14 protein-coding genes are annotated in these 22,620 nt (G+C 35.9%); 13 read left to right on the top strand and 1 reads right to left on the bottom strand.

Annotated elements, in window-relative coordinates; all coding sequences use genetic code 11:
- The first annotated feature begins 184 nt into the window (after positions 1-184).
- The 9 genes from DMB68_RS04210 to DMB68_RS04250 all read left to right on the top strand — a co-directional run bounded on the left by DMB68_RS04210 (position 185) and on the right by DMB68_RS04250 (position 18,832).
- Complete coding sequence (locus DMB68_RS04210) at positions 185-4,327, top strand: hybrid sensor histidine kinase/response regulator transcription factor (RefSeq protein ID WP_110345399.1); 4,143 nt, start codon at positions 185-187, stop codon at positions 4,325-4,327.
- Positions 4,328-4,697: 370 nt separating this feature from the next.
- Entirely contained in the window at positions 4,698-7,766 is a 3,069-nt protein-coding gene (locus DMB68_RS04215; protein ID WP_110345400.1) for a SusC/RagA family TonB-linked outer membrane protein, read from the top strand.
- Between the two features lie 44 nt (positions 7,767-7,810).
- The gene (locus DMB68_RS04220) at positions 7,811-9,400 is read left to right on the top strand and encodes a RagB/SusD family nutrient uptake outer membrane protein (protein WP_110346340.1); all 1,590 of its coding nucleotides are present in this window, start codon (positions 7,811-7,813) and stop codon (positions 9,398-9,400) included.
- 72 nt (positions 9,401-9,472) lie between these two features.
- Positions 9,473-10,570 (top strand): endo-1,4-beta-xylanase, encoded by a 1,098-nt coding sequence (locus DMB68_RS04225; protein WP_110345401.1) that lies wholly within the window; start codon positions 9,473-9,475, stop codon positions 10,568-10,570.
- A 128-nt stretch (positions 10,571-10,698) separates the two neighbouring features.
- Positions 10,699-12,963: a glycoside hydrolase family 3 N-terminal domain-containing protein gene (locus DMB68_RS04230; RefSeq protein ID WP_110345402.1), complete on the top strand. Its 2,265-nt coding sequence runs from the start codon at positions 10,699-10,701 to the stop codon at positions 12,961-12,963.
- Positions 12,964-13,004: 41 nt separating this feature from the next.
- Positions 13,005-13,904, top strand: a complete 900-nt coding sequence (locus DMB68_RS04235) for a PKD domain-containing protein (RefSeq protein ID WP_110346341.1) — start codon at positions 13,005-13,007, stop codon at positions 13,902-13,904.
- Between the two features lie 93 nt (positions 13,905-13,997).
- A complete protein-coding gene (locus DMB68_RS04240) occupies positions 13,998-15,407 on the top strand; it encodes a hypothetical protein (protein ID WP_110345403.1) in 1,410 nt (469 codons plus the stop codon).
- A gap of 245 nt (positions 15,408-15,652) precedes the next feature.
- Positions 15,653-17,455: a glycoside hydrolase family 2 protein gene (locus tag DMB68_RS04245; protein ID WP_110345404.1), complete on the top strand. Its 1,803-nt coding sequence runs from the start codon at positions 15,653-15,655 to the stop codon at positions 17,453-17,455.
- Positions 17,456-17,632: 177 nt separating this feature from the next.
- Complete coding sequence (locus DMB68_RS04250; protein ID WP_110345405.1) at positions 17,633-18,832, top strand: T9SS type A sorting domain-containing protein; 1,200 nt, start codon at positions 17,633-17,635, stop codon at positions 18,830-18,832.
- A gap of 89 nt (positions 18,833-18,921) precedes the next feature.
- Here the strand turns inward: DMB68_RS04250 and DMB68_RS04255 are convergent, their stop codons facing one another.
- The gene (locus DMB68_RS04255) at positions 18,922-19,275 is read right to left on the bottom strand and encodes a winged helix-turn-helix transcriptional regulator (protein WP_110345406.1); all 354 of its coding nucleotides are present in this window, start codon (positions 19,273-19,275) and stop codon (positions 18,922-18,924) included.
- 181 nt (positions 19,276-19,456) lie between these two features.
- Between DMB68_RS04255 and DMB68_RS04260 the strand changes: the two genes are divergently transcribed.
- The 4 genes from DMB68_RS04260 (at position 19,457) to DMB68_RS04275 (ending at position 22,573) form a co-directional block, all read left to right on the top strand.
- Positions 19,457-20,200, top strand: a complete 744-nt coding sequence (locus DMB68_RS04260; RefSeq protein WP_110345407.1) for an SDR family oxidoreductase — start codon at positions 19,457-19,459, stop codon at positions 20,198-20,200.
- 310 nt (positions 20,201-20,510) lie between these two features.
- Positions 20,511-20,924: a cupin domain-containing protein gene (locus DMB68_RS04265; RefSeq protein WP_110345408.1), complete on the top strand. Its 414-nt coding sequence runs from the start codon at positions 20,511-20,513 to the stop codon at positions 20,922-20,924.
- Between the two features lie 148 nt (positions 20,925-21,072).
- Positions 21,073-22,065, top strand: a complete 993-nt coding sequence (locus DMB68_RS04270; RefSeq protein WP_110345409.1) for an alpha/beta fold hydrolase — start codon at positions 21,073-21,075, stop codon at positions 22,063-22,065.
- A 97-nt stretch (positions 22,066-22,162) separates the two neighbouring features.
- Entirely contained in the window at positions 22,163-22,573 is a 411-nt protein-coding gene (locus tag DMB68_RS04275; protein ID WP_110345410.1) for an organic hydroperoxide resistance protein, read from the top strand.
- Positions 22,574-22,620 lie beyond the last annotated feature (47 nt).

Genomic DNA, 22,620 nt, shown 5'->3' on the forward strand with positions numbered 1-22,620 from the left:
GAAGTGAATTTATTTTTTAAATTAGTACCCATAAGTACAAATACACCCCTTAAAAAGAAAAAATAAAACCCGTTTTTTTTTGTATTAGGTTTACATTGCAAGATGTTTGATTAGTTTTTTTATTGAATTAACAATTCACGGATCAAACCAGAATTTAATTATTTAGTTTCTATTAAATCAATTTATGAAGAACATTAAAACATCTATTTTAAGTGTTATTTTATTTTTTTCAATCTCTTTTAGCTCCAATGTTCTGGCTCAGCGGACAGATTTTCATTTTGATCATATTAATTATGATGTAAGTTTCTCTCAAAGTATGATCTCCAGTATTCATCAAACCAGAAAAGGGTTTATCTGGATAGGGACTGCAAACGGTCTGATCAGTTATGATGGCTACAACTTTTCAAGATACGTCTATAATAAAGATATACTGACCACTATAAGTAATAGTCATATAAACGTGATATTGGAAGATAACGAAAAGGAGCTTTTGATAGGAACCAATAATGGTTTAAATCTTTTTAATAAAAAAGAAAATAATTTTTTAAGAGTTGATGTTCAGAAAGTCAAAGGAGGACGAAATTACATCTCTTCTATTATTCAGGATGATAATAACAGGATTTGGGTTGGAACATTTGGAGGAGTAAAACGGCTCAATAAACAGAAGTATTTATTAGAAGAAATTTCTAATGATCATAATTCTCTATTTAGAAAAAGCAGGGTTCTTTCTTTATTCTATGATAACAAATTAGGTGTATTCGTTGGTACATCTAAAGGATTGGAATGTTTTGATCCTAAAAATGGTTCGAAAAAGAACTTACCTGAAGGCCTAAAAAATAATGCAGTTTTACTACATTCTAAAATCTGGAAAGTAGTTAAGGAAAAAAATGGTGATTTATGGTTTGCAACAGAGACTAACGGAGCGTTTCATTATTCAGAGGCAAAAAAAATGGTAACCAATTATGTAGTTGATTTCAATAACAAGAGAAGCTTATCATCGAACTGGATCAATGATATTGTAGTGGCAGATTCGAATACTATTTGGTTTGCTACTAAAAATGGTTTAAGTGTCTTTAAGAAAGATAAAAATGGTTTTACAAATTACAGACACAATCCATTAACAAGCTATAGTCTTTCTGATGATGATGTGAAATGTTTTCTAAAAGACCGTCACGGAGATATTTGGGTTGGAACAAATGGCGGCGGCGTCAACTTTTTTCAGAAAACCAACACTAATTTCACCAATATCACAGAAGTTATTAAACCAAATTTTGGTCTTAATAATGCATTTGTAAACGCGGTTGCGACAGACAGTGACGGCACTTTATGGGTTGGAACAAATGGAGGAGGACTGAATCATCTGAATTTTCAGAACAATCAAAATACTTCTTATCTAATCAATTATAATGATTTTGAAAGGACGGCTAATATGATAACGTCTCTAGTGCATCAAAATGCGCAGAATTTATATTGCGGAACTTTCAAAGGGCTGTTCAGGTTCAATAAAAGCAGTAAAACTTTTAGCATTCTTCCGCTTTCACAAAAGAATTCAAAAGAAGGTGAAAGGCCTATAACTTCGTTGCTAATGGATAATGGAGATCTTTGGGTGGGTACAAACGGAAACGGATTAAAAAAAGTTGGACAGGATGGTACTGTTGAAAGCTATATGGCAGATGGTTCTGGAAATTCAATCAGCGATAACTTTATTACGGATATAGCAAACAGAAAAAATGGTTTATGGATCGCCACGCAATATGGACTCAATTTCTTCGATAAAAGATTAAAAAAAGTTACAAAGGTATTCAAGACAGGAGGGAAGAGCAAATTGCCAAACAATAGCCTGACGGTTATGTTTACGGATTCTAAAAACAGATTTTGGATTGGTGCTGAAAGCGGTGGAATCAATTTATTCGATGAAAAGTCAGAACGCTTTTTTGAAATTAATAAAGCAATGGGCTTTACGGACGAAACCATAAAAAGCATTTCAGAAGATTCGGAGGGGAATATTTGGGTCAGCGACAATAATTTGCTTTATAAGATCAAAACCAAAAAGAATAACCCTGTGCCCAAAATTTCTGATTTCGAGATTACGTATTATTCATCAAAAAATGGGCTGAAAGTAAAACAGTTTTCTAATAACAGCAGTACGAAACTGAATGACAAACTTGTATTTGGTTCCTCGAATGGCCTAATCATTTTTAATCCTTCAAAACTCATTAAAACCAAAGATAACAGTGAGATAGTACTAACAAAGCTGATTGTAAATAATGAAGAAATAAGACCCGGAAATAAGGATGTTCCGTTAGATAATTATATAAGTGAAACGTCAGAAATTACTTTAGGGTATGATCAGGGCTATATTGGTCTTGAATTTAGTGCAATGAATTTCGTCAATCCTGAAAAAAATGAGTATGCTTATAAACTGGAAAGTTCTTTTAACAAAGACGATTGGCATACTCTGGGTAATCAGCATTATATTAATTTAACGAATCTAAATTCGGGCACATACCTTCTAAAAATAAAAACTTCAGATGCCGGTGGTAAATGGAATCCGGCTGTCAAAACTTTAAAAATAACAATGCTTCCTCCCTGGTGGAAAACATGGTGGGCCTATATATTCTATTTTGTTTTGATGCTGGCAGGTTCTGTTACGCTTTTTCGTTTTTTCAGAAATCGTGAATTACTAAAACAGGCCTTTTATTTAGAACAGGTAGAAAAGCAAAGACAAGAGGAATTATACAAAATGAAACTTGACTTTTTTACCAATGTTTCGCATGAAATCAGAACCCCACTGACCCTTATAAGCGGACCTGTCGAAGAACTTTTAAGCGGTGCGGAAAAGGATTCGAAATTAGAGCATAAATTAAAAATCATAAAAAATAATTCAGACCGTTTATTAAAATTGGTAAATGAATTAATGGACTTTAGAAAAGCAGAAAAAGGTAGTATGAAGATCTATTGCGAACAGCAGGACATTGTTTCCTTCTGTTTTGATATTTATGAGTCTTTCAGAGGCTTTTCTGTTGAGAAGAAAATTGATTACAAGTTTGTATTAAATATCAATACAGCCCTGATCTATTTTGATAAAAACCAGATGGAAAAGGTAATTTACAATCTGCTTTCGAATGCTTTTAAATTTACTAATAAAGGCGGCAAAATCACTTTGGCAGTAGAGCAAAAAGAGGAATCCGATTCTATAGAAATCAAAGTAAAAGACAATGGTATCGGAATTCCTGAAAACAGAAAAAAGAAAATTTTCAAGAACTTTTTTCAGTTGGATGATCGCGGAAGCGCAAATTTGGGAAGTGGAATTGGTCTGGCTTTGAGCAAAAGTATTGTAGAACTCCATCATGGCGAAATAAAAGTACAGACGGAAGCCGATGCCAATTTTACTACGATTTTTACCATTACACTAAAGAAAGGAAAAGATCACTTTAAAAAATCCCAAATTGTAGAACACAGTGCCGTGTCTATAAGTGAATCCGAAAGCCCAATTTCTGATATTCAAACAGAATTTGATAAACATGAAATTGATTATTTAGAAGAATCAGAAGGCAATACTAAGAAGACGATTCTTGTTATTGACGATAATGAAGAAGTACTGTCTTTTATTTCGGATATTCTGCACACGGAATACAGAGTTTTAAAATTCACAAATGGTCAGGATGCCCTTGACTATATGGAAAAAGAAATTCCGGACCTTATTGTAAGTGATGTAATGATGCCTGAACTTGATGGTTTTGAATTGTGTAAGATTTTAAAAACCAGTCTGAACACCAATCACATTCCTGTTGTCATGTTAACGGCAAAATCCTCAACATTAAACAGAATTGAAGGGCTTTCTACCGGCGCGGATGCTTATATTTCAAAACCTTTTAGTATTGAGGAATTGAAATTAACGATAATGAACCTGTTGTCTTCAAAAGAAATAATGCGTCAAAAATATGGCGAAAGATTTATTTCAGATTCAGAACAGGAAAATGTAAATACTCCTGAAGGATTATTCGTGAAAAAACTGACTCATATAATTGAATCAAACATCGATAATCCAAATTTTGATGTGAATGATCTGGTCAATGAAATAGGAATGAGCAGAACGGTACTGTATAAAAAAGTACAGACATTAACAAATCACTCAGTAGCGGGTTTTATAAAAAACATGCGATTAAAAAAAGCCGCAAGTTTATTAATGAACACCACTTATTCTGTATCTGAAGTAACCTATATGGTTGGTTTTAATGACAGGAAACATTTTAGCAAGGAATTTAAAAAGTTCTATAATCTGTCGCCAACGATTTATAAAAGTTCACAAACCAGCAAAGAATAATTAATTACAATATATATTTTACATAGAGACGCACAGTAGTGCGTCTTTTTTTTATTAGGAAACTATACCAGATGTTAGAGGCACTACTGTGCGTCTCTACAATATCGAATATATATTGATGGTAGAAAATGCTTGTAGGATTTTGTGTTATTTTTTGCCTTTACATCCCAAAATACATTTCTATTGAATTTTAAGTTTTTTATTACGAATCCCGTTTTTAAAGGGATAAAAAGGGGTGAAATTGATAAATAAATACGTTCGTGCCCCTAAAAACGAATATATTGCTCCCCTGATACCGTCATTTATTAATCACTTTTGCAATATAAATTACTAATGAATTTATCTAACTAACCAATTTAAAATTTTAACAATGAAAAACAACAAACACGTAAAGATGCTTTTTCTTGGAGGGAATTATCTAAAATTAATGTTAACCCTATTTATGTGTGTGATTGCCACAAACATGAGTGCACAGGAAAGTCTGGTTACAGGAAAAGTAACAGACAACACAGCGATGCCTTTACCGGGTGTAAATGTACATGTCAAAGGAAGCACAAAAGCAACACAAACTGATTTTGATGGTAACTTTAGTATCAATGTGCCTTCAAAAGGGATATTGGTTTTTTCTTTTATCGGGATGGATGAGGTTGCTGTAGAAACAGAAAATAAAAAGAACCTGAAAGTAGTATTGAAACCCAGTTCACAAGTATTGGATGAAATAGTAGTAGTAGGTTATGGTATAAAAAAGAAGAGCGACGTAATCAGTTCCGTTGCATCTGTAAAAGCAGATGACCTGATAAAAGTAGCCACATCTGATGTTGGTGAGATGCTTAGAGGAAAAGCAGCCGGAGTTCAGGTTACTCTATCTGATGGAGGTCCCGGAAGTTCTTCTTCAATACAAATCAGAGGAAAAAAATCCATTAACGGAAGCAATGAACCAATCGTGATTGCTGATGGTATAGTAATAGGAAGTATCAACGACATCAATGCAAATGATATCGCTTCTTTAGAAATTTTGAAAGATGCCGCCGCACAATCTATATATGGAGCAAGGGCATCAAATGGTGTAATCCTAATTACGACTAAAAGAGGAAAGGCAGGAAAAGCAAAAATTGCCTATAATGGTTTCTCAGGCGTTCAGACCGTAAACCGAAATTTTGACATTTACAGCGGTGAAGAATTTGCACAATTAAAAAGAGAAGCGTACAGAACCAGTAACAATGGTGTTTACAGACCAGACAATCAGGTTTTTTCTCCGCTTGAATTAGAGTCTGTTCAGTCAGGGAAATACATAGACTGGGAGGAACATATTATGAGAACAGGTGTTACCAATAACCACAGTTTAAGTGTTTCTTCGGGAACTGATAAGACCAGTATTTTTACCAGTCTTAATTACATTAATACAACAGGTGTAATTCCGAATTCTGATTTTGAGAAAGTAGCGATGAGGATTAATGTGGATCAGAGAATCAATAACTGGCTGAAAATAGGAATGAACGCTTCACTTCAGTTTTCAGAATCAAACAATCCAAATTCAGGTAATGTTTTGAATAATTCAATATCAAATGATTCAAGGGTAGGGAATATCCTGAGTTATTCTATTACGACATCACCGCTTGGCAGAATTTACAATGACGATGGATCTTACCGTCATTTGCCGGGAGGAATACAGGAAACACCAAATCCGCTTATTGATATCTACGAAACCACATTAAATGAAACGAGCAGAAATGATATTATGAATGTTTTTCTGGATATCAATATTCTAAAAGGCCTTACTTATAAATTAAACACCAGCAGAAGATCTTGGAATTACAAAGGCATGGCTTTTAATACTTCAAAATCACTTTCGGGTATTGCAAATTCAGGACAAGGAAGCGGAAGCATTTCTTTTAGGGACAATGTGGAATATCAGATCAGTAATATTTTGAATTATAATTTCAAAGTGGCAGAAAAAAATCATTTTGCTGTTACAGGGGTACAGGAAACTACTACATCTGAATATAATGATTTTAGAAATTCGGCAAGCAGAATACCAAGTGACATACTTGGAATATATGGTTTAGAAAGTGCCTTTTTAAACACACCTGAAATTGGTGGAAACGAAAGATCTTTAATTTCTTTTGCAGGAAAACTGGAATATGACTTTGACAGCAAATATTATTTTACAGTTTCAGGAAGAGCTGATGGTTCATCCGTATTTGGAAAAAATAATAAATGGGGATATTTCCCAGCGGTAAATGCAGCGTGGAATGTTTACAAAGAAGATTTTATAACAGAACATGCTCCCGTAATCAGCAACTTAAAATTAAGAGCGAGTTACGGAAAAGTGGGTAATCAGCCTCAAAATCCGTATCAGAGTATGGCTAGTGCTAACCAAAGGGATTATATCATCAATGGGATAAAAGTATCGGGATTTATTCCGGGAAATCAACTGTCTAATCCGGATTTGAAATGGGAGACTTCAACACAATTGAATCTTGCTGTGGATTTCGGTTTATTCAAAAACAGATTAAGTGGTACTGTTGAAGTTTATGATACCGATACTTCAGATTTATTGATTTATGAAGCACTGAATGCAAACACAGGTTACACAACCAAATTGTCTAATCTTGGAAAAGTAAATAACAAAGGTCTTGAGATCAGTTTGAATTCTGAACTTATAAAAAAGAAAGATTTTAGTCTGAATCTGGGTGCGACTTTTACAAAAAATAAAAACAGCATCGTAAGTATTTATGGCAAGGATACAAACGGAGACGGAAAAGAAGATGATGCAGTTGGAAATTTATGGTTTATTGGCAAACCAATCGATGTGTATTACCAGTATAAAGCGGTTGGAATCTATCAGATTGGTGAAACTATTCCTGTAATTACCGGTACGACATTATTGCCGGGAGATATAAAATTATATGATGCAAATCCGTCAAACGGTGCAACTCCAAATCCTGATGAAGACAGGGTAATCACTTCAAAAATGCCGGACTGGTTCGGAACAGTTTCATTAAGCATGAAATACAAACGTTTCGATTTTTCTGCTGATGTTTATACTGTTCAGGGCATTACGAAAGACAACGCTTATTTATATGGATACGTTCAGGGCGGATCTTTAAGAGGTGTTAAAAATGGTATCAAACAAAACTACTGGACTCCTGAAAATCCGGGTGGAAACTGGCCAAGACCAAGAGACGGTAACGATCCGCCTTACATGTATACTTTAGGGTTACAGGATGCTTCATATATAAGACTGCAAAATGTATCGCTTGGTTTTACCCTGCCGGAAAACACACTTCAATCATTAGGATTGACGAATTTAAGACTTTATGTAACGGGAAGTAATTTAGTGACCATTACAGATTTTCAGTCGTACAGTCCTGAAAAAAATGTAGGTGATTATCCGGAACCTGTTACTTGTGTTATCGGTTTACAAGTTGGTTTTTAATGGCGCAGTTTAACACATATAATAAATTAAAAAATAACAAGATCATGAAAAATATAAATTTTCTATTTGTTTTGATATTCGTGTTTTCTCTGGGATTTACTTCATGTGAAGATTTTCTGGAAGAAACCGTAAAAGATCAGATTGCAGTAGATTATATCTACACGACTCCAGCCGGTTTAGAGGTTGGTGTAAATGCGCTTTACAATCAAATGCGATACTATAATCTGCCATCAGGTGATAATAGTGATTTGTGGGCCAATGTGTTTTTTATGGTGGCAACAGATTTAGGATTGCACAGAACCTGGAATACCCCTTATGGAACCGGTCATAATCCGGCTGCTTATACAGGATCAAAATGGATTCAGGGATATAAAATTATCGACAGATGTTCTGCTATTATAACTTCGGCAAGATCGGTTTCTATGGATGAAAATGCAAAGAAAAGACTGGTGGCTCAGGCTCGTGTAATCAGAGGTGAATTGTATCTGGATTTGAAACAAATGTATGGAGGGATATTAATTGACACTATTCCAACCACTCCGGAAAACATCAATGATCCCGTAGAATACAAAGTGGCCAGCGATGCTGATGTATACAAATTAATCGATGGAGACCTTGATTATGCAATCGCCAATCTTCCTTTTAAAGTAGATCCGGGACGTTATGGTCAGGGAGTTGCAAGACACATTCGCGGAAAAAGTGCCTTATGGCAGCAGGACTGGACAGGAGCTGCAGCACAGTTTGATGCTATTATAAATGACGGAACACATGCTTTGGTAACACTAGGTGAAGTGTGGGGACAAAATGCCAATCATAAAGAGTCTCTTTTCACTTATCAGAAAGATTTCTTATTAGGTCCAAATGATAATTTAGCAGGTGGGGGAGGTTCCTGGCTGAGCAGTGTTTTTACCAACAGAACTTACGAATTAAAGCCAAGCGAACTGGTTCAGGAAGTAGCTTACGGAGGACAGTCTTTAGGCTGGTTTTACCCGAACAATTATTTGAAATCACTTTATGATCAGGCTAACGATTTAAGGTTTAAGACCTATTATTATTCGGATAATTACCTGGATTATAAAATTAATGTTGCCGGAAATCCAAATTTTGGCCAGCCAATTACCAATCCTGCAATTGCAGCTCCAAACGGGAATTACAGAGCATGGCATTGGAGTTTGAAAAAATACCATGATACAGAGAAACTGCCTCAGACTTCAGACAGCTACAAAGATTATATGTATTACAGATTAGCCGAAACGTATTTATTGGCTTCTGAAGCATATCATAATTTGGGTAATGATACAAAGGCGCTTCAATACCTTAATAAAGTAAGAAGAAGAGGTTACACAGGAGATCCTTTAAGTACAAATGCTACTTATGATATTACAACATGGACTCTGAATACTTATTTGGATGAATCAGCAAGAGAACTGGCTTTTGAAAACAACAGATGGTTCCTTTTGAAAAGATTAGGGCTTTTGGTAGAAAGACAAAATTTATATTTCCGTTCAAGTCCTTCAGGTACTATTTCAGGTGAAGTACAGCTAAAAATGACTCCCGCAATGGTAAACATGCCAATTCCTCAAAGCCAGATTGATCTAATGGGAAAACCTGCAGGATTTAATGTAGGATATTAAGCTAAAGAATGTTTTCAAAATAACAACGGATCTGGAAATGATGAGTTTTCAGATCCTTAAAAAAATAACACGATGATAAATAAACAAATTATTTTAGGTGTACTGACTGCTTTTGTATTTGCTTCATGCAGCAACGATGAAAAAGTAGTTTTTATAAATGCAGATGAAGATGGAGGCCCCGTTAATCCGAATCCTGTAACGCAGACGCTAAAAGAGAAAGCAAAATTTAAAATAGGGGCTGCGGTAAAAATGAAAGACCTGCAGGGAGAAGTCAGTTACAAAAACGCGGTTTTAAAACATTACAATCAGATTTCTGCAGAGTTTGAAATGAAAATGGCAAGTATCTGGACTTCATCCACTGCCAGTAATTATACAGCAGCCGATTATTTGGTAAATTTTGCCAAAGACAACAACATGGAAGTACACGGACATACTCTGGTCTGGTATAATTCATTTCCGGACTGGTTTAAAAATGCAAAATACGACTCCATTACCTACGAGGCTAAGGTGAAGGTTTATATTACTGATGTAGTAACACGTTACAAAGGAAAAGTAAAAAGCTGGGATGTAGTAAATGAAGTTTTTGCAGATGGTGGAGCTTTACGCGATGAGAATGTGATAAAACCGGTATTTAAAGATCCAATTGGTTTCTACGGAAGATGTTTTCGATACGCAAGAGCAGCAGATCCGGATGCAAAATTATTTTACAATGATTATAGTGTGGTCATAGATGCCGGAAAAAGAGCAGCCATAAAAAAGATGGTGACGAGATTTAAAGCCAACGGAGTTCCGATTGATGGTGTAGGAGATCAGTTTCACTATGCGACCGACACAAACAGACAAACGATGAAGACCGGTTTTACAGATCTTGCTTCAACAGGACTGCTAATTCATATTTCAGAATTAGACATTAAAGTAAACACGGCTAAATCTGATACATATGTTTTTAATGATGTGGAGAATCAAAAACAGGCAGAAACCTATAAATACATTACAACGATGTATGAAGAACTGCCTCAAAACCAAAAATTTGCCATCACAACCTGGGGTGTAACCGATAAATATACCTGGCTGACAAGCTTCTGGCATTCAAAAGAATATCCGTTGCTTCTGGATGCTGATTATAACAAAAAACCGGCATATCAGGGATTTTTAGATGGTTTAAAGTAAAAAGAAAATTAGAGTCAAGGAAAATAAAAGAAATAAATGAAAGAGCAAAGAAGAAAGACTTCTCAACAGTCTTGCTTCTTGCTTCTCAAATCCTGCTTCTATTCTCTCTTCTCTCAAATAACATTCAAATGAAAAATACAATTACACTTCTGTACTCTTTTATCCTCTGTTGTTCTGTTGCATTCGGACAAAATAGTTCAGATAAAAATACCATAATCGGCAAGAAAGTTTCAGATCTTCTGGCTAAAATGACTCTTGAGGAAAAAATCGGACAGATGACCCAGATTACTTTAGGTACTTTTGAAGATAAAGGAAAACCGGATCTTGTTGAAACAAAACTAGCTGAAGGAATTCAGAAGTACCACATTGGTTCGATATTAAATACGCCTTATCCGTATGCGCCTACTGCAAAAGGATGGAATGATATCATGACTGCGATTAGTAAAGTAAGCAATAAAACCCGACTTAAAATTCCGGTTTTATACGGTATCGATGCTATTCACGGTGCGAGTTATACACAAGGCGCTACTTTATTTCCGCAGCAAATTGGTATGGCAGCAACTTTCAATACGGAAATTGTAAAAAAAGGAGCCGAAATTTCAGCTTACGAAACAAGGGCTTCCTCGATTCCGTGGGTGTTTTCTCCTGATTTAGATTTGCCGAGAAATCCGGCATGGTCCAGAATTTGGGAATCTTTTGGAGAAGATGTGTATTTAACTTCAAGAATGGGTGAAGCTATGATTTCCGGTTTTGAAGGCGGCGACATTGGTTCGAAATACCACGTAGCTTCCTGTATGAAACATTTTATTGGCTACGGAAGCACTACCACCGGAAAAGACAGAACACCAAGTATTATTCCGGAGCGTGTTTTAAGACAATTTGATCTTCCTATTTATCAAGCCGCTATTAAGGCTGGTGCCAAAAGCGTCATGATCAGTTCCGGAGAAATAAACGGAACACCGGTTCACGCCAGTAAATACTTAATCACCGATGTTCTGAAAAAAGAATTAGGGTTTCCGGGTGTGGTTGTAACAGACTGGAAAGACATCATCTATCTCCACACTCGTCATAAAGTGGCGGAAAGCAACAGAGAAGCAGTGAAAATTGCTGTTTTAGCTGGTATTGACATGAGTATGGTTCCTGAGAATTATTCTTTTTGTATTGATTTACTGGACTTAGTAAACAAAGGAGAAATTCCGATGTCACGAATTGACGATGCGGTAAGCCGAATTCTTAAAATGAAAATGGAACTGAATTTATTCGAAGGCACAATCGCCGATTCAAAACTGTATCCAAAGTTTGGTTCTCCTGAATTCATTAAAGAAGCCTACAATGCTGCAGCAGAATCGATCACTTTGTTAAAGAACAAAAATGCGGTTTTGCCTTTAAATAAAAACGAAAAAATACTCGTTACTGGTCCGACTGCCAACAGCATGGTTTCGTTAAACGGAGGGTGGACCTATACCTGGCAGGGAGATAAAACAGATGAATTAGCGGGAGATAAATTCACCATTCTGGAAGCATTGCAAAACAAAGCAGGCGCAGCAAATATTCTGTATACCAAAGGAGCCGATTTAATGCTTGAAAACGATCAGGAAATTGAGAATGCTGTAACATTAGCAAAGGACGCATCGAAAATTATTCTTTGCCTGGGCGAAAAAAACTATACTGAAACTCCTGGTGATATTAGCAGTTTGTATATAAGTGCTTCACAAATAAAACTGGCATTGGCATTATCAAAATTAAATAAGCCCATTGTTTTAGTTTTAAATGAAGGAAGACCCAGAATAATTAGTGATTTTGAAGATAAAATGGATGCGGTTATTCAGTGTTATCTTCCAGGAAATGAAGGAGGACGAGCTTTGGCGGATATTCTGTACGGTGACGTAAACCCAAGTGGAAGATTGCCTTATAACTATCCGAGATATCCAAATTCATTAGAGAAATACAATAGAAAGTACACTGAAAGTCTGGCTACCGACGAGCAAAATGACGATGCAAAATATCAGAGAAGCTACCAGCCTCAGTTTGAATTTGGTACCGGATTATCGTATTCGACTTTCACGTATGCAAACCTTAAAATTGACAAAACAGAGATCAATGCCACTGACGAAATTGCTATTAGTATTGATGTAACCAATACAGGTAAACTGGCCGGAAAAGAATCGGTTCTGCTGTATCTGAGCGATTTGTATGCCAGTATCACACCGGAAGTAAAGGCTTTAAAACGTTTTGAAAAAATAAATTTAGCGGCAAATGAAACCAAAACGGTTCATTTTACATTGAATCAAAAAGATTTACAATTTGTCAATAACGACTTAAAATGGGTTTCAGAAAAAGGAACTTTCAAAATTACAATCGGGAATCTCTCACAGCAGTTTTTATTGAAATAATTAGACTATCTAACCTTTTATTAACCAAAAATTTTGAAATCATGACTACAAAAATAAATTCAATATTAAAATTACGATATTTCATTTTAGTGCTTTCTATAAGTTTACTTTCCTGTGAAGCTGATGTGCGTGAGGTTTATTTATATACACCGGGAAAGCTGGAAGCAACTTCTACCAATACGGCTATTAAGGCAGGCGAAACGGTGACCTACACTAGTACTTCAACAAAAGTGCGTGCTATAAAATGGACTTTTCAGGGTGGGTCTCCGGGTTCATCCGCCGACCCAAATGTGACTGTAAAATATGCCAAAGGCGGAAGTTTTACTACAACACTTGAAATAACATATGTTGATAATCTAACAGAGAAAAAAACATTTGCTGTTGAGGTTGAAGCACCTGCAATACCTCCGGTTGTTGTGCCGGTTGATGGACTGAAAATTTATTCTGACAGTCCGGATTTTACAAAAACAGCCCAAACGTTGAACTGGGTTTCAAGTAATCAGTTTGTTATTTCACAGGTTGCTGAAGGTGGATATGAAGAAGCTTTCAGAAGCTTTACACTTCCGGCGACTCCTCCGGCAGCTGAGGCAAAATGGGCGATGGCAATTTTACAATTTACAGCAGTTACGGATATTTCGTCTTATACCTATCTCAATCTGGCAGTAAGAACAACAAGTACTGGCAAGATTAGATTCAGAATGAAAGATGCCTCGAATACGGGTTATGTTGAATTTGATGCTACAAGCAATCTTTATGGTTTAAAAAGAGACGGTAACTGGAATATGGTTCAGATACCAATTGCTAAATACAAGGAACAAAATCCATTATTAGACTTAACCAAAATCAAAGACATATTGGTATTAAGAAGTGTTGACCCGGAAGATGTCAGAACTTTAAATAATTATACTTTCGACATTGATCATATCTATTTGTCTAAATAAATTTTGTCCCCAAGACTATCATTTGGGACAGTTTTTATAGCTGTCCCAATATTTTCTTCCAAGAATTATACTAAAAATTAAAGATTCATTTTAATGAAACATTCCATTTATTTATTGTTCTGTTTTCTTATAAGCCAAATTGCTTTACAGGCACAGAATAACGTAAAGTATCCAAAAGTCGAAGCCAGACAAAATGCATTAGATCCGAACTGGGTTTCTTATGAAGCAAAAACCGTAGATAAACTTCCTGCCTTTAAAATTAAAAAAGAAGGACCGATTTCTATGTACGGTGGACGCAAAGTCTGGCAGAAAGAAGCAACCGGATTTTTTAGGACACAAAAAATAGAAGACAGATGGTGGATTATTGACCCGGAAGGATATCCGTTTATTTACAAAGGTATTGCCGTTTTTAATGCCGGGCGCTCCGTAAATCAACAAAAAGCATTTGATAAAAAATATGGTACTCCTGAAAATTGGGTAAAACAAGAGTCCCAATTTCTACGCAGCAACGGATTTAATGGAGTGGGTGCGTGGTCGAATGTAGATTTAGTGAGAAAATCCGAAAATCCGTTGGTTTATACCGTAATTGTTTCACCAATGGGAATGTATCATTCGGATCATATTAAAAAATACGGCGGTAAATATAAAGAAGCCAGCTGGCAGAATTATCGTTTTGATTTGGTTATGGTTTTCGACAAAGAATTTGATGGGTATGTCGAAAAAGCGATAGCTCCGATTGCCCAATATAAAGATGATAAGTATTTGATGGGTTATTTTACTGATAATGAACTGCCATGGTACAACGATGCTTTGGATAAACATTTAACTTTATTGGCCAAAGATGAGCAGGGCTATATTGCTGCAAAAGAATGGCTGGACCAAAGAAAAGGTTTTAACGCTTCGATTACAGATGTCACTCAGGAGGACCGTATGGCATTTACGGCATTCTATTTTGAAACGTATATGAAGAAAGTAACAGCGGCACTTCGTAAAGCAGATCCCAATCATCTTTATTTAGGATGCCGTTTCAATCAGGATAAAGAACAGGAACTGACCAATCCGGAAATTTTTAAAGTTGCCGGAAAATATATGGATATCGTTTCGATAAACCATTACAGAAAATGGGAACCAGGACAGGAGCTGATGAACAATTGGGGTGAATGGTCAGGAAAGCCATTTCTAATCACAGAATGGTACACAAAAGGAGAAGATTCCGGACTGCCAAACAATACAGGTGCGGGATGGCTTGTGAGAACACAGAAAGAAAGAGGGCTTTTCTATCAAAATTTCACATTAGAATTACTGAAAAATAAGAACTCCGTTGGCTGGCACTGGTTTAAATACATGGATAATGATCCGGAAGATTTAAGTACGGATTATTCCAACAGAGATTCGAACAAAGGGATCGTCAACAGTAAGTTTGAGCCCTATGTGCCATTATTGAAAGAGATAAAAATAATCAATGACAATGCTTACGAGTTGACACGTTATTTTGATAAATAAAAAGAATTAGAAAATAAAGTAGAAACGTATTCTGAAACAGATTAGCTATGTTTTATTTAAGAAAAAAATCTGCTAAATCTGTTAAATCTGCGAGCTTAAAATTTTTTTCTCGCAGATTTAGCAGATCAGCAGATAAAATTTAGCTATGTGAATTTAAAAAAAGTAAAACGCCTTTTATACACAAAGTAAATCTATGTTTCTATGTGTTTAAAATTAATTAGACCATATAATTAAAAATAATGACTATGAAAAAAATTGTAATGCTGTGCTGTACTTTATTTGTGATGGGAAAAGCAATGGCGCAGGACATTCCGCTACTCTCTAATATTTCAGCACGAAATAACATTAATTTAAACGGGAAATGGAGCTATATAGTCGATCCATTAGAAAACGGCTATTATGATTACCGTCTGATGCCCTTTAAAAACAACGGGTTCTTTGAAAATAAGAAATTCAATACTTCAGAATTAACCGAATACAATTTTGCTACTTCGGCTACAATGGACATTCCATCTGACTGGAATACAAAAGACGAAAGATTGTTTTTTTATGAAGGAACAGTTTGGTTCCAAAAAGATTTTAATTATAAAAAAGATTCCAAAACGAAAGGAATTCTATACTTCGGAGCAGTCAATTATGATGCAAAAGTGTATGTAAATGGAAAGTTTGCCGGAAGCCATGTTGGAGGTTACACTCCTTTTAATTTCGATGTTACTAATCTTTTGGTAGATGGAAATAATTTTGTAGTTGTAAAAGTCGACAACAAACGTCATAAAGATAACGTTCCAACCGTAAATATGGATTGGTGGAATTATGGCGGAATCACCAGAGATGTGGCATTAGCACAGGTTCCGAATACTTATATCGAAGATTATCTGGTTCAGTTGGATAAAAAGGATAAAACGAAGATTTCAGGCTGGATTAAACTGAATACCGAAACAGCAAATCAATCGGTTTCAATTAACATTTCCGAATTAAAAATCAAGAAAAACATCACCACCGATTCAAAAGGAATGGCTTATTTTGAAATCAAAACAAAACCGGTTTTATGGACACCGGAAAAGCCAAAATTATATGATGTTACCATAACTAAAGCTGATGAAAATATTGCAGATAAAATTGGTTTTAGAACCATTGAAACCAAAGGAAAAGAAATTTTGCTTAACGGGAAAAAGGTTTTTCTAAGAGGTATCAGTATTCACGAAGAAGCACCTTACAGACAAGGAAGGGCGTGGTCTCAGGAAGATGCCGTTACCTTGCTTACATGGGCGAAAGAGTTAGGATGCAATTATGTACGTCTGGCACATTATCCTCACAACGAAAACATGGTAAGAGAAGCGGAGAAAATGGGAATAATGATCTGGTCTGAAGTTCCGGTTTACTGGACTATTTCCTGGACAAATCCGGATACGTATGCCAATGCAGAACGTCAGCTGCATGACATGATTTACCGGGATAGAAATCGTTGCGGAATCGTAATCTGGTCTATCGCTAACGAAACACCTCATGGCGATGACAGGGATGTTTTTTTAAGTAAACTAGCGAAATTTGCCCGTGCTCAGGATAATTCCCGCTTAATAAGTATGGCTATGGAAGTTACCAAAAGTCCAAACAACACCAACACACTTCATGATAACATGAATGAATTTGTTGACATCGTAAGTTTCAATCAATATTTAGGATGGTACAGGGGGACAAACGAATCCTGTAAAGATATGAAATGGGTAATTCCGTACAACAAACCTGTTATTATCAGTGAATTTGGCGGAGAGGCTTTACAAGGATTGCATGGTGATAAAAAAGAGCGTTGGAATGAAGAATATCAGGAAGAATTGTACATACAAAACACTCAAATGTTTAACCGTATTGAGGGGCTGGCAGGAGTTTCTCCGTGGATTCTGGTTGATTTCAGGTCGCCAAGAAGACAGCTTCCTAATATTCAGGATTTCTTTAACCGCAAAGGACTGATTTCAAGTTCAGGAATAAAAAAGAAAGCTTTTTATGTCATGAAAGACTGGTACGAACAAAAAGAAGCAGAGTATAAATAAATTGTTTTAATGTTGATAGTGTGAATGAAAAGCCAAATAGAAATATTTGGCTTTTTTTTATGAATAAGAACATATAAACCCCTAAAGAAGAACTATTATCTCCCCTTAAAAATACTGATTTCATAATATTTGTAATTAGAAAATTAACTATTTAAAAAACCTAAAAAACAAATTAAAATGAAAAGAAAATTACTTAAAAAGGAGAGTTTATCATGTTTTGCCTTGCTGCTATTTGGTCTTAATTTTAGTTTTGGACAACAAACTATTGGACAATTTCCGGTAATGGATGGCGGATTCGAATCGCAGGTGATATCCAATATAGGTTCTATCACACCACATGCTACAGATTGGACAATTAGTACTTCGCCTGCATCTGTTACAAGAGATATCATTACGAATGCTGCTGCTGCCCGTTCAGGAAATAAATATGTTTCTTTTTCTAATGCTGCATCCGGAAGTACAAGATTGCAGTCTCCAATTGCCAGTACTCTTGCTGTAAGTACACAATACACAGTTCAGTATTATTTTAAAGCGGCTGTTTCTCCTTTAGCCTATTTAACCGGAGCGATTTATATCAATGGCGCCGGGGCTAACGCAGCAATAGTTCCTAAACCTGCCGCATTTGTTGCTAATACCTGGATAAAAGCATCTGCAACATTTACCACAACTGCCACAGCAGGAGCATCAAGATTTGCATCTCCAAGAATTAATGGGACTACTAATACTACCGATATTATAAACATTGATGACTTTGTAGTGTATGCAGGACCTTTGGATGAAACCGCTCCGGATGCTCCATCAGCACCCACAGTAAATGGTCTGGATGTAAGCTGGACAGCTCCCGCAACAGGAGTTGACGGAGGAGGATATGTAGTTGTTCGTTATGCCACACTTCCGGCTGCTGATAATGACCCTAAACAAAATGGGATATATAAAGTAGGAAACACTTTAACTGAAGGCACTGGTTCTTTAGTCGGAACTGTTGTTTATGTTGGAACTGGCACTTCATTTACAGATCCAGTGGCAGGTTCTGTTTCCGGCAGCGATTTCTATAAAGTATATGCTGTCGATAAGGCATTCAATTATTCTTTGGAAACGACATTGGAAACGAATGAATGGAGTTTAGAAAATCCAATTAGTATATATCCGGCTCCGGTAAAAGAGAACCGATTTACGATTTCTTTGCCTGCATCTATTTCCGGAAAAGTGGCTGTTGGAATTTACAATATATCGGGACAATTAGTTTATAAAACAGATGTGGCTGATGCTATTAATTCTATTGAGGTACGTCCTTCTCAAGTGCTTACAGCAGGAGTATATATTTTAAAAGTAGAAAACAACGGAAATACAAGTACGCAAAAAATATTGATAAACTAAAACCGTATTTTGATTAATAAATTTTTAAAAAAAACTTCCAATGTCATTTGATTTTGGAAGTTTTTTATTTTTCGAAGAAGAAAATTATTTTATGAAATTAAAGAATCCTTTTTTCCATTTCGAATATGTTCACGATGTGAGATTCCCCAATTGATCATTTCGGTAATTATAGGCCCGAAAGATTTGCAATAATCAGTTGATTCATAAAGTATCGGTACTTCTGCGTCACGGTCTTCTGTTCTCTTAACCAGATTATTGAGTTCCATATCCTTTAATTCTTTCGAAAGCATGCGTGAAGTAATTCCGGGAATGCTTTTCTGAATTTCCTTAAACCGTAGATTACCATTACAAATCGAATTGATAATTGGCAATTTCCATTTTCCTCCTAAAACATATAAAGTATCCTGCAGTGCCTGAACTTCTTCTTTCTGATTTCTCAACATTGTTATTTATTTTATACTAAGATATAAAACATTTTATTTTTTGAGCACTGTTCCATTAGACTAAAAGCTCGGTTTTTATCTTCATTTTATGTAGAGATAAAATGGTATACTCAATGATACCGCTGAAAAAGAAATGCCTTTTCAGATTTAAATTTGTCCTGTTAATTTAAAAACATAAAAAATGGACAATTTAAAAAATAAAGTGGCAGTAATTACCGGAGGAAATAGTGGAATTGGTTACGCAACAGCCAAACAATTAAAAGAGCAAGGTGCAACCGTTATCATTACAGGAAGAAGAAAAGAAGCAATTGAAGCAGCGGCTTCTGAATTGGGAGTACATGCTATAGTTGCAGATCAATCCCGTATTTCTGACATTGAAAATCTGGTTTCAAAAGTAAAAGAAGATTTTGGTCAAGTTGATATTCTTTTTATCAATGCCGGAATTGCCGGTTTAGGAACGATTGAACAAGCCACAGAAACCTTATACGATGACATTATGAATATCAATTTAAAAGGAGCTTATTTTACCCTAAGCCGATTTATTCCGATTTTGAAAGATAGTGCATCAGTAGTATTTCTTTCCTCCAACACAGCCAGTATGAGCGGAGCAGGATCATCCATTTATTCTTCAGGTAAAACAGCACTTAATGCCGTAATGAAAATTGCCGCTGTCGAATTAGCGCCTAGAAAAATCAGGGTAAATTCGGTTAGTCCTGGTCCAACAGAAACAGAAGTAATGAAAAAAGTAGGTTTAGACGAAGCCACCGTAAAATCGATTATGGATGTGGTGGTAGATAAAATTCCGTTAAAACAAATGGGAAGCTCAGAAGATGTAGCAAAAATGGTTTCACATTTAAGCAGTGACGCTTCAAAATTCATTACCGGAGCCGATTTCATTATGGATGGCGGAATGGTTTTGGCTTAAAATTTTTTGTTTAAGGTTTCAGGCTGAAATAATTTAAACGCAAAGTCGCTAAGATCTACGCAAAGGTCGCAAAGTTATTCATTTCATAGCTTTGCGACCTTTGTCTTTTATAAAACGCTATCAAAAAAGCCTTTGTGCACTTTGCGGTTAAATCCTTTTGGGTAAGTCGTAAAACATTTCACATTTCACACTGTCCATTTCACTTCTTACTTCGTCCGGTTGAACTATTTTCTGATTTAAAAAGAAGGATTGTCAAGCTACTTTTGACGAAGAAATTAACTGATAAACCAATAATTTAAATCAAAACAATATGGAAACTAAAAAACAGAAAACATGGGTTATTATCGCTATTATCATTTTAGGAATTATCGCTTTTTTAATTCCGAATCAGATTGCAGCACAGACAGGAATAAAACGCACCGATTTACAAAAACAGGACCTGAGCGTTCCGGGACGTGAAGCGGTTCAGGCACGAATTGATTTTGATGGACATTCGGCTTTTGGAAAACATTCTCATCCGGGCGAAGAGGTTATCTATGTACTTGAAGGCTCATTAGAATATGAAGTTGAAGGACAGGCGCCCGTAACATTAAAAGCGGGAGAAGTGCTTTTTATTCCGGCAGGCGTAGTGCACTCCGCAAGGAATAACAGCAATGCAAAAGCTTCAGAACTGGCAACTTACATTGTAGAAAAAAGGAAACCGATTCTGGTTCTGAAAAAGTAAACCACATTTAAAATTTTCAAATTTCAGTCTGTCCGTTTCAACCTTTACTTCGTCCGTTTAAGCTCTTTTCTGATTGTATAAAAATGGTTATAGAAATACTTTTGACGAAGAAATTAACGGATAATCAACTAATAAAAAAATAATACTTATGAAAACTTTATTCAATAGTGCAAAAATAATTTTAATGCTTCTTTTTATGAATGCCGCCATTGCACAAGCTCCAAAACAAGAAGTAAACAGTTCACTGGGAACTTTAAAAGAAATCAATGCCGGATTATTAAATGTGGGTTATACAGAAGCAGGACCTTCAAACGGAACACCGGTAATTTTGCTTCACGGCTGGCCATATGATATACACAGTTACAATGAAGTGGTTCCTATTTTAGTTTCAAAAGGATACCATGTTTTTACACCTTATTTAAGAGGATTCGGAACTACAACCTTTCTTTCAAAAGCCACTTTTAGAAACGGACAGCAGGCAGCTTTGGCAAGTGACATTATCGCCTTTATGGATGCGCTGAAAATCGACAAAGCCGTAATTGGCGGTTTCGACTGGGGTGCAAGAACAGCTGTAGTAGTATCGGCAATTTGGCCGGAACGTGTAAAAGGTCTGGTTTCAGTAAGCGGTTATTTGGTGGTAAATCTGGAAGCTAACCTGAAACCATTGCCTCCAAAAGCAGAATTAGGATGGTGGTACCAATATTATTTCGCAACCGAAAGAGGAAAGTTAGGTTACACTCAAAATACGTATGAATTCAATAAACAAATCTGGCAAATAGCTTCTCCACTATGGAATTTTGACAAAGCTACTTACGATCAGACAGCTCAATCATTTAATAATCCGGATCACGTAGCAATTGTGATTCATAATTACAGATGGAGACAATCTCTTGAAAAAGGAGAATCCAAATACGATAGTTTAGAAAAACGTTTGGCGGCAAGACCGGCAATTAAAGTTCCGACTATTACAATAGGAAGCGATTTTGACGGCGCTTTCGCGGATGGAAAAGCCTACGCAGACAAATTTACTGGTAAATACGAACACCGAATCCTAAAAGGCATCGGACACAATGTTCCTCAGGAAGATCCGGAAGCATTTGCAAAAGCAATTATAGACGTAGATAATTTTAGTAAAAAGTAAAAAGTAAAAAGTAAAAAGTAAAAAGTAAAAAGTATCAGTAAAAGTCTATTCACATTTCACATTTTACAATTAACAACTCACAATTAATAAAAAAGTCATGGAAACAAAAATCGTATACACAGGAAAAACACACACTACAGGAGGCCGTAACGGTGCTTCTCAAAGTTCAGATGAGCAGTTAAACATTAAATTAAGTTCACCCGGAACTTCACGTCCGGGTACAAATCCTGAACAGCTTTTTGCTGCAGGCTGGTCGGCTTGTTTTATTGGTGCTTTAGGAATAGCGGCTTCGTCACAAGGGATTAAACTTCCTGTAGATACTGCCGTAAACGCGGAGGTTGATTTATGTGTAACCGAAGGTGAATATTCTCTTCAGGCACGTTTAAACATCAGTCTTCCGGGAATCGACCGTGAGATGGCAGAAGCTTTGGCTGCCCAGGCACATCAGACGTGCCCTTACTCTAAAGCAACGAAAGGTAATATTAACGTTGAGATTACTATTTTGTAAAAAGTTAAAAGTGAGATGTGAAATGTTTTAAAATAATTTTTCACATC

The sequence above is a fragment of the Flavobacterium hydrophilum genome (assembly GCF_003202405.1).
In the GTDB taxonomy this organism is placed as follows: Bacteria; Bacteroidota; Bacteroidia; order Flavobacteriales; family Flavobacteriaceae; genus Flavobacterium; species Flavobacterium hydrophilum.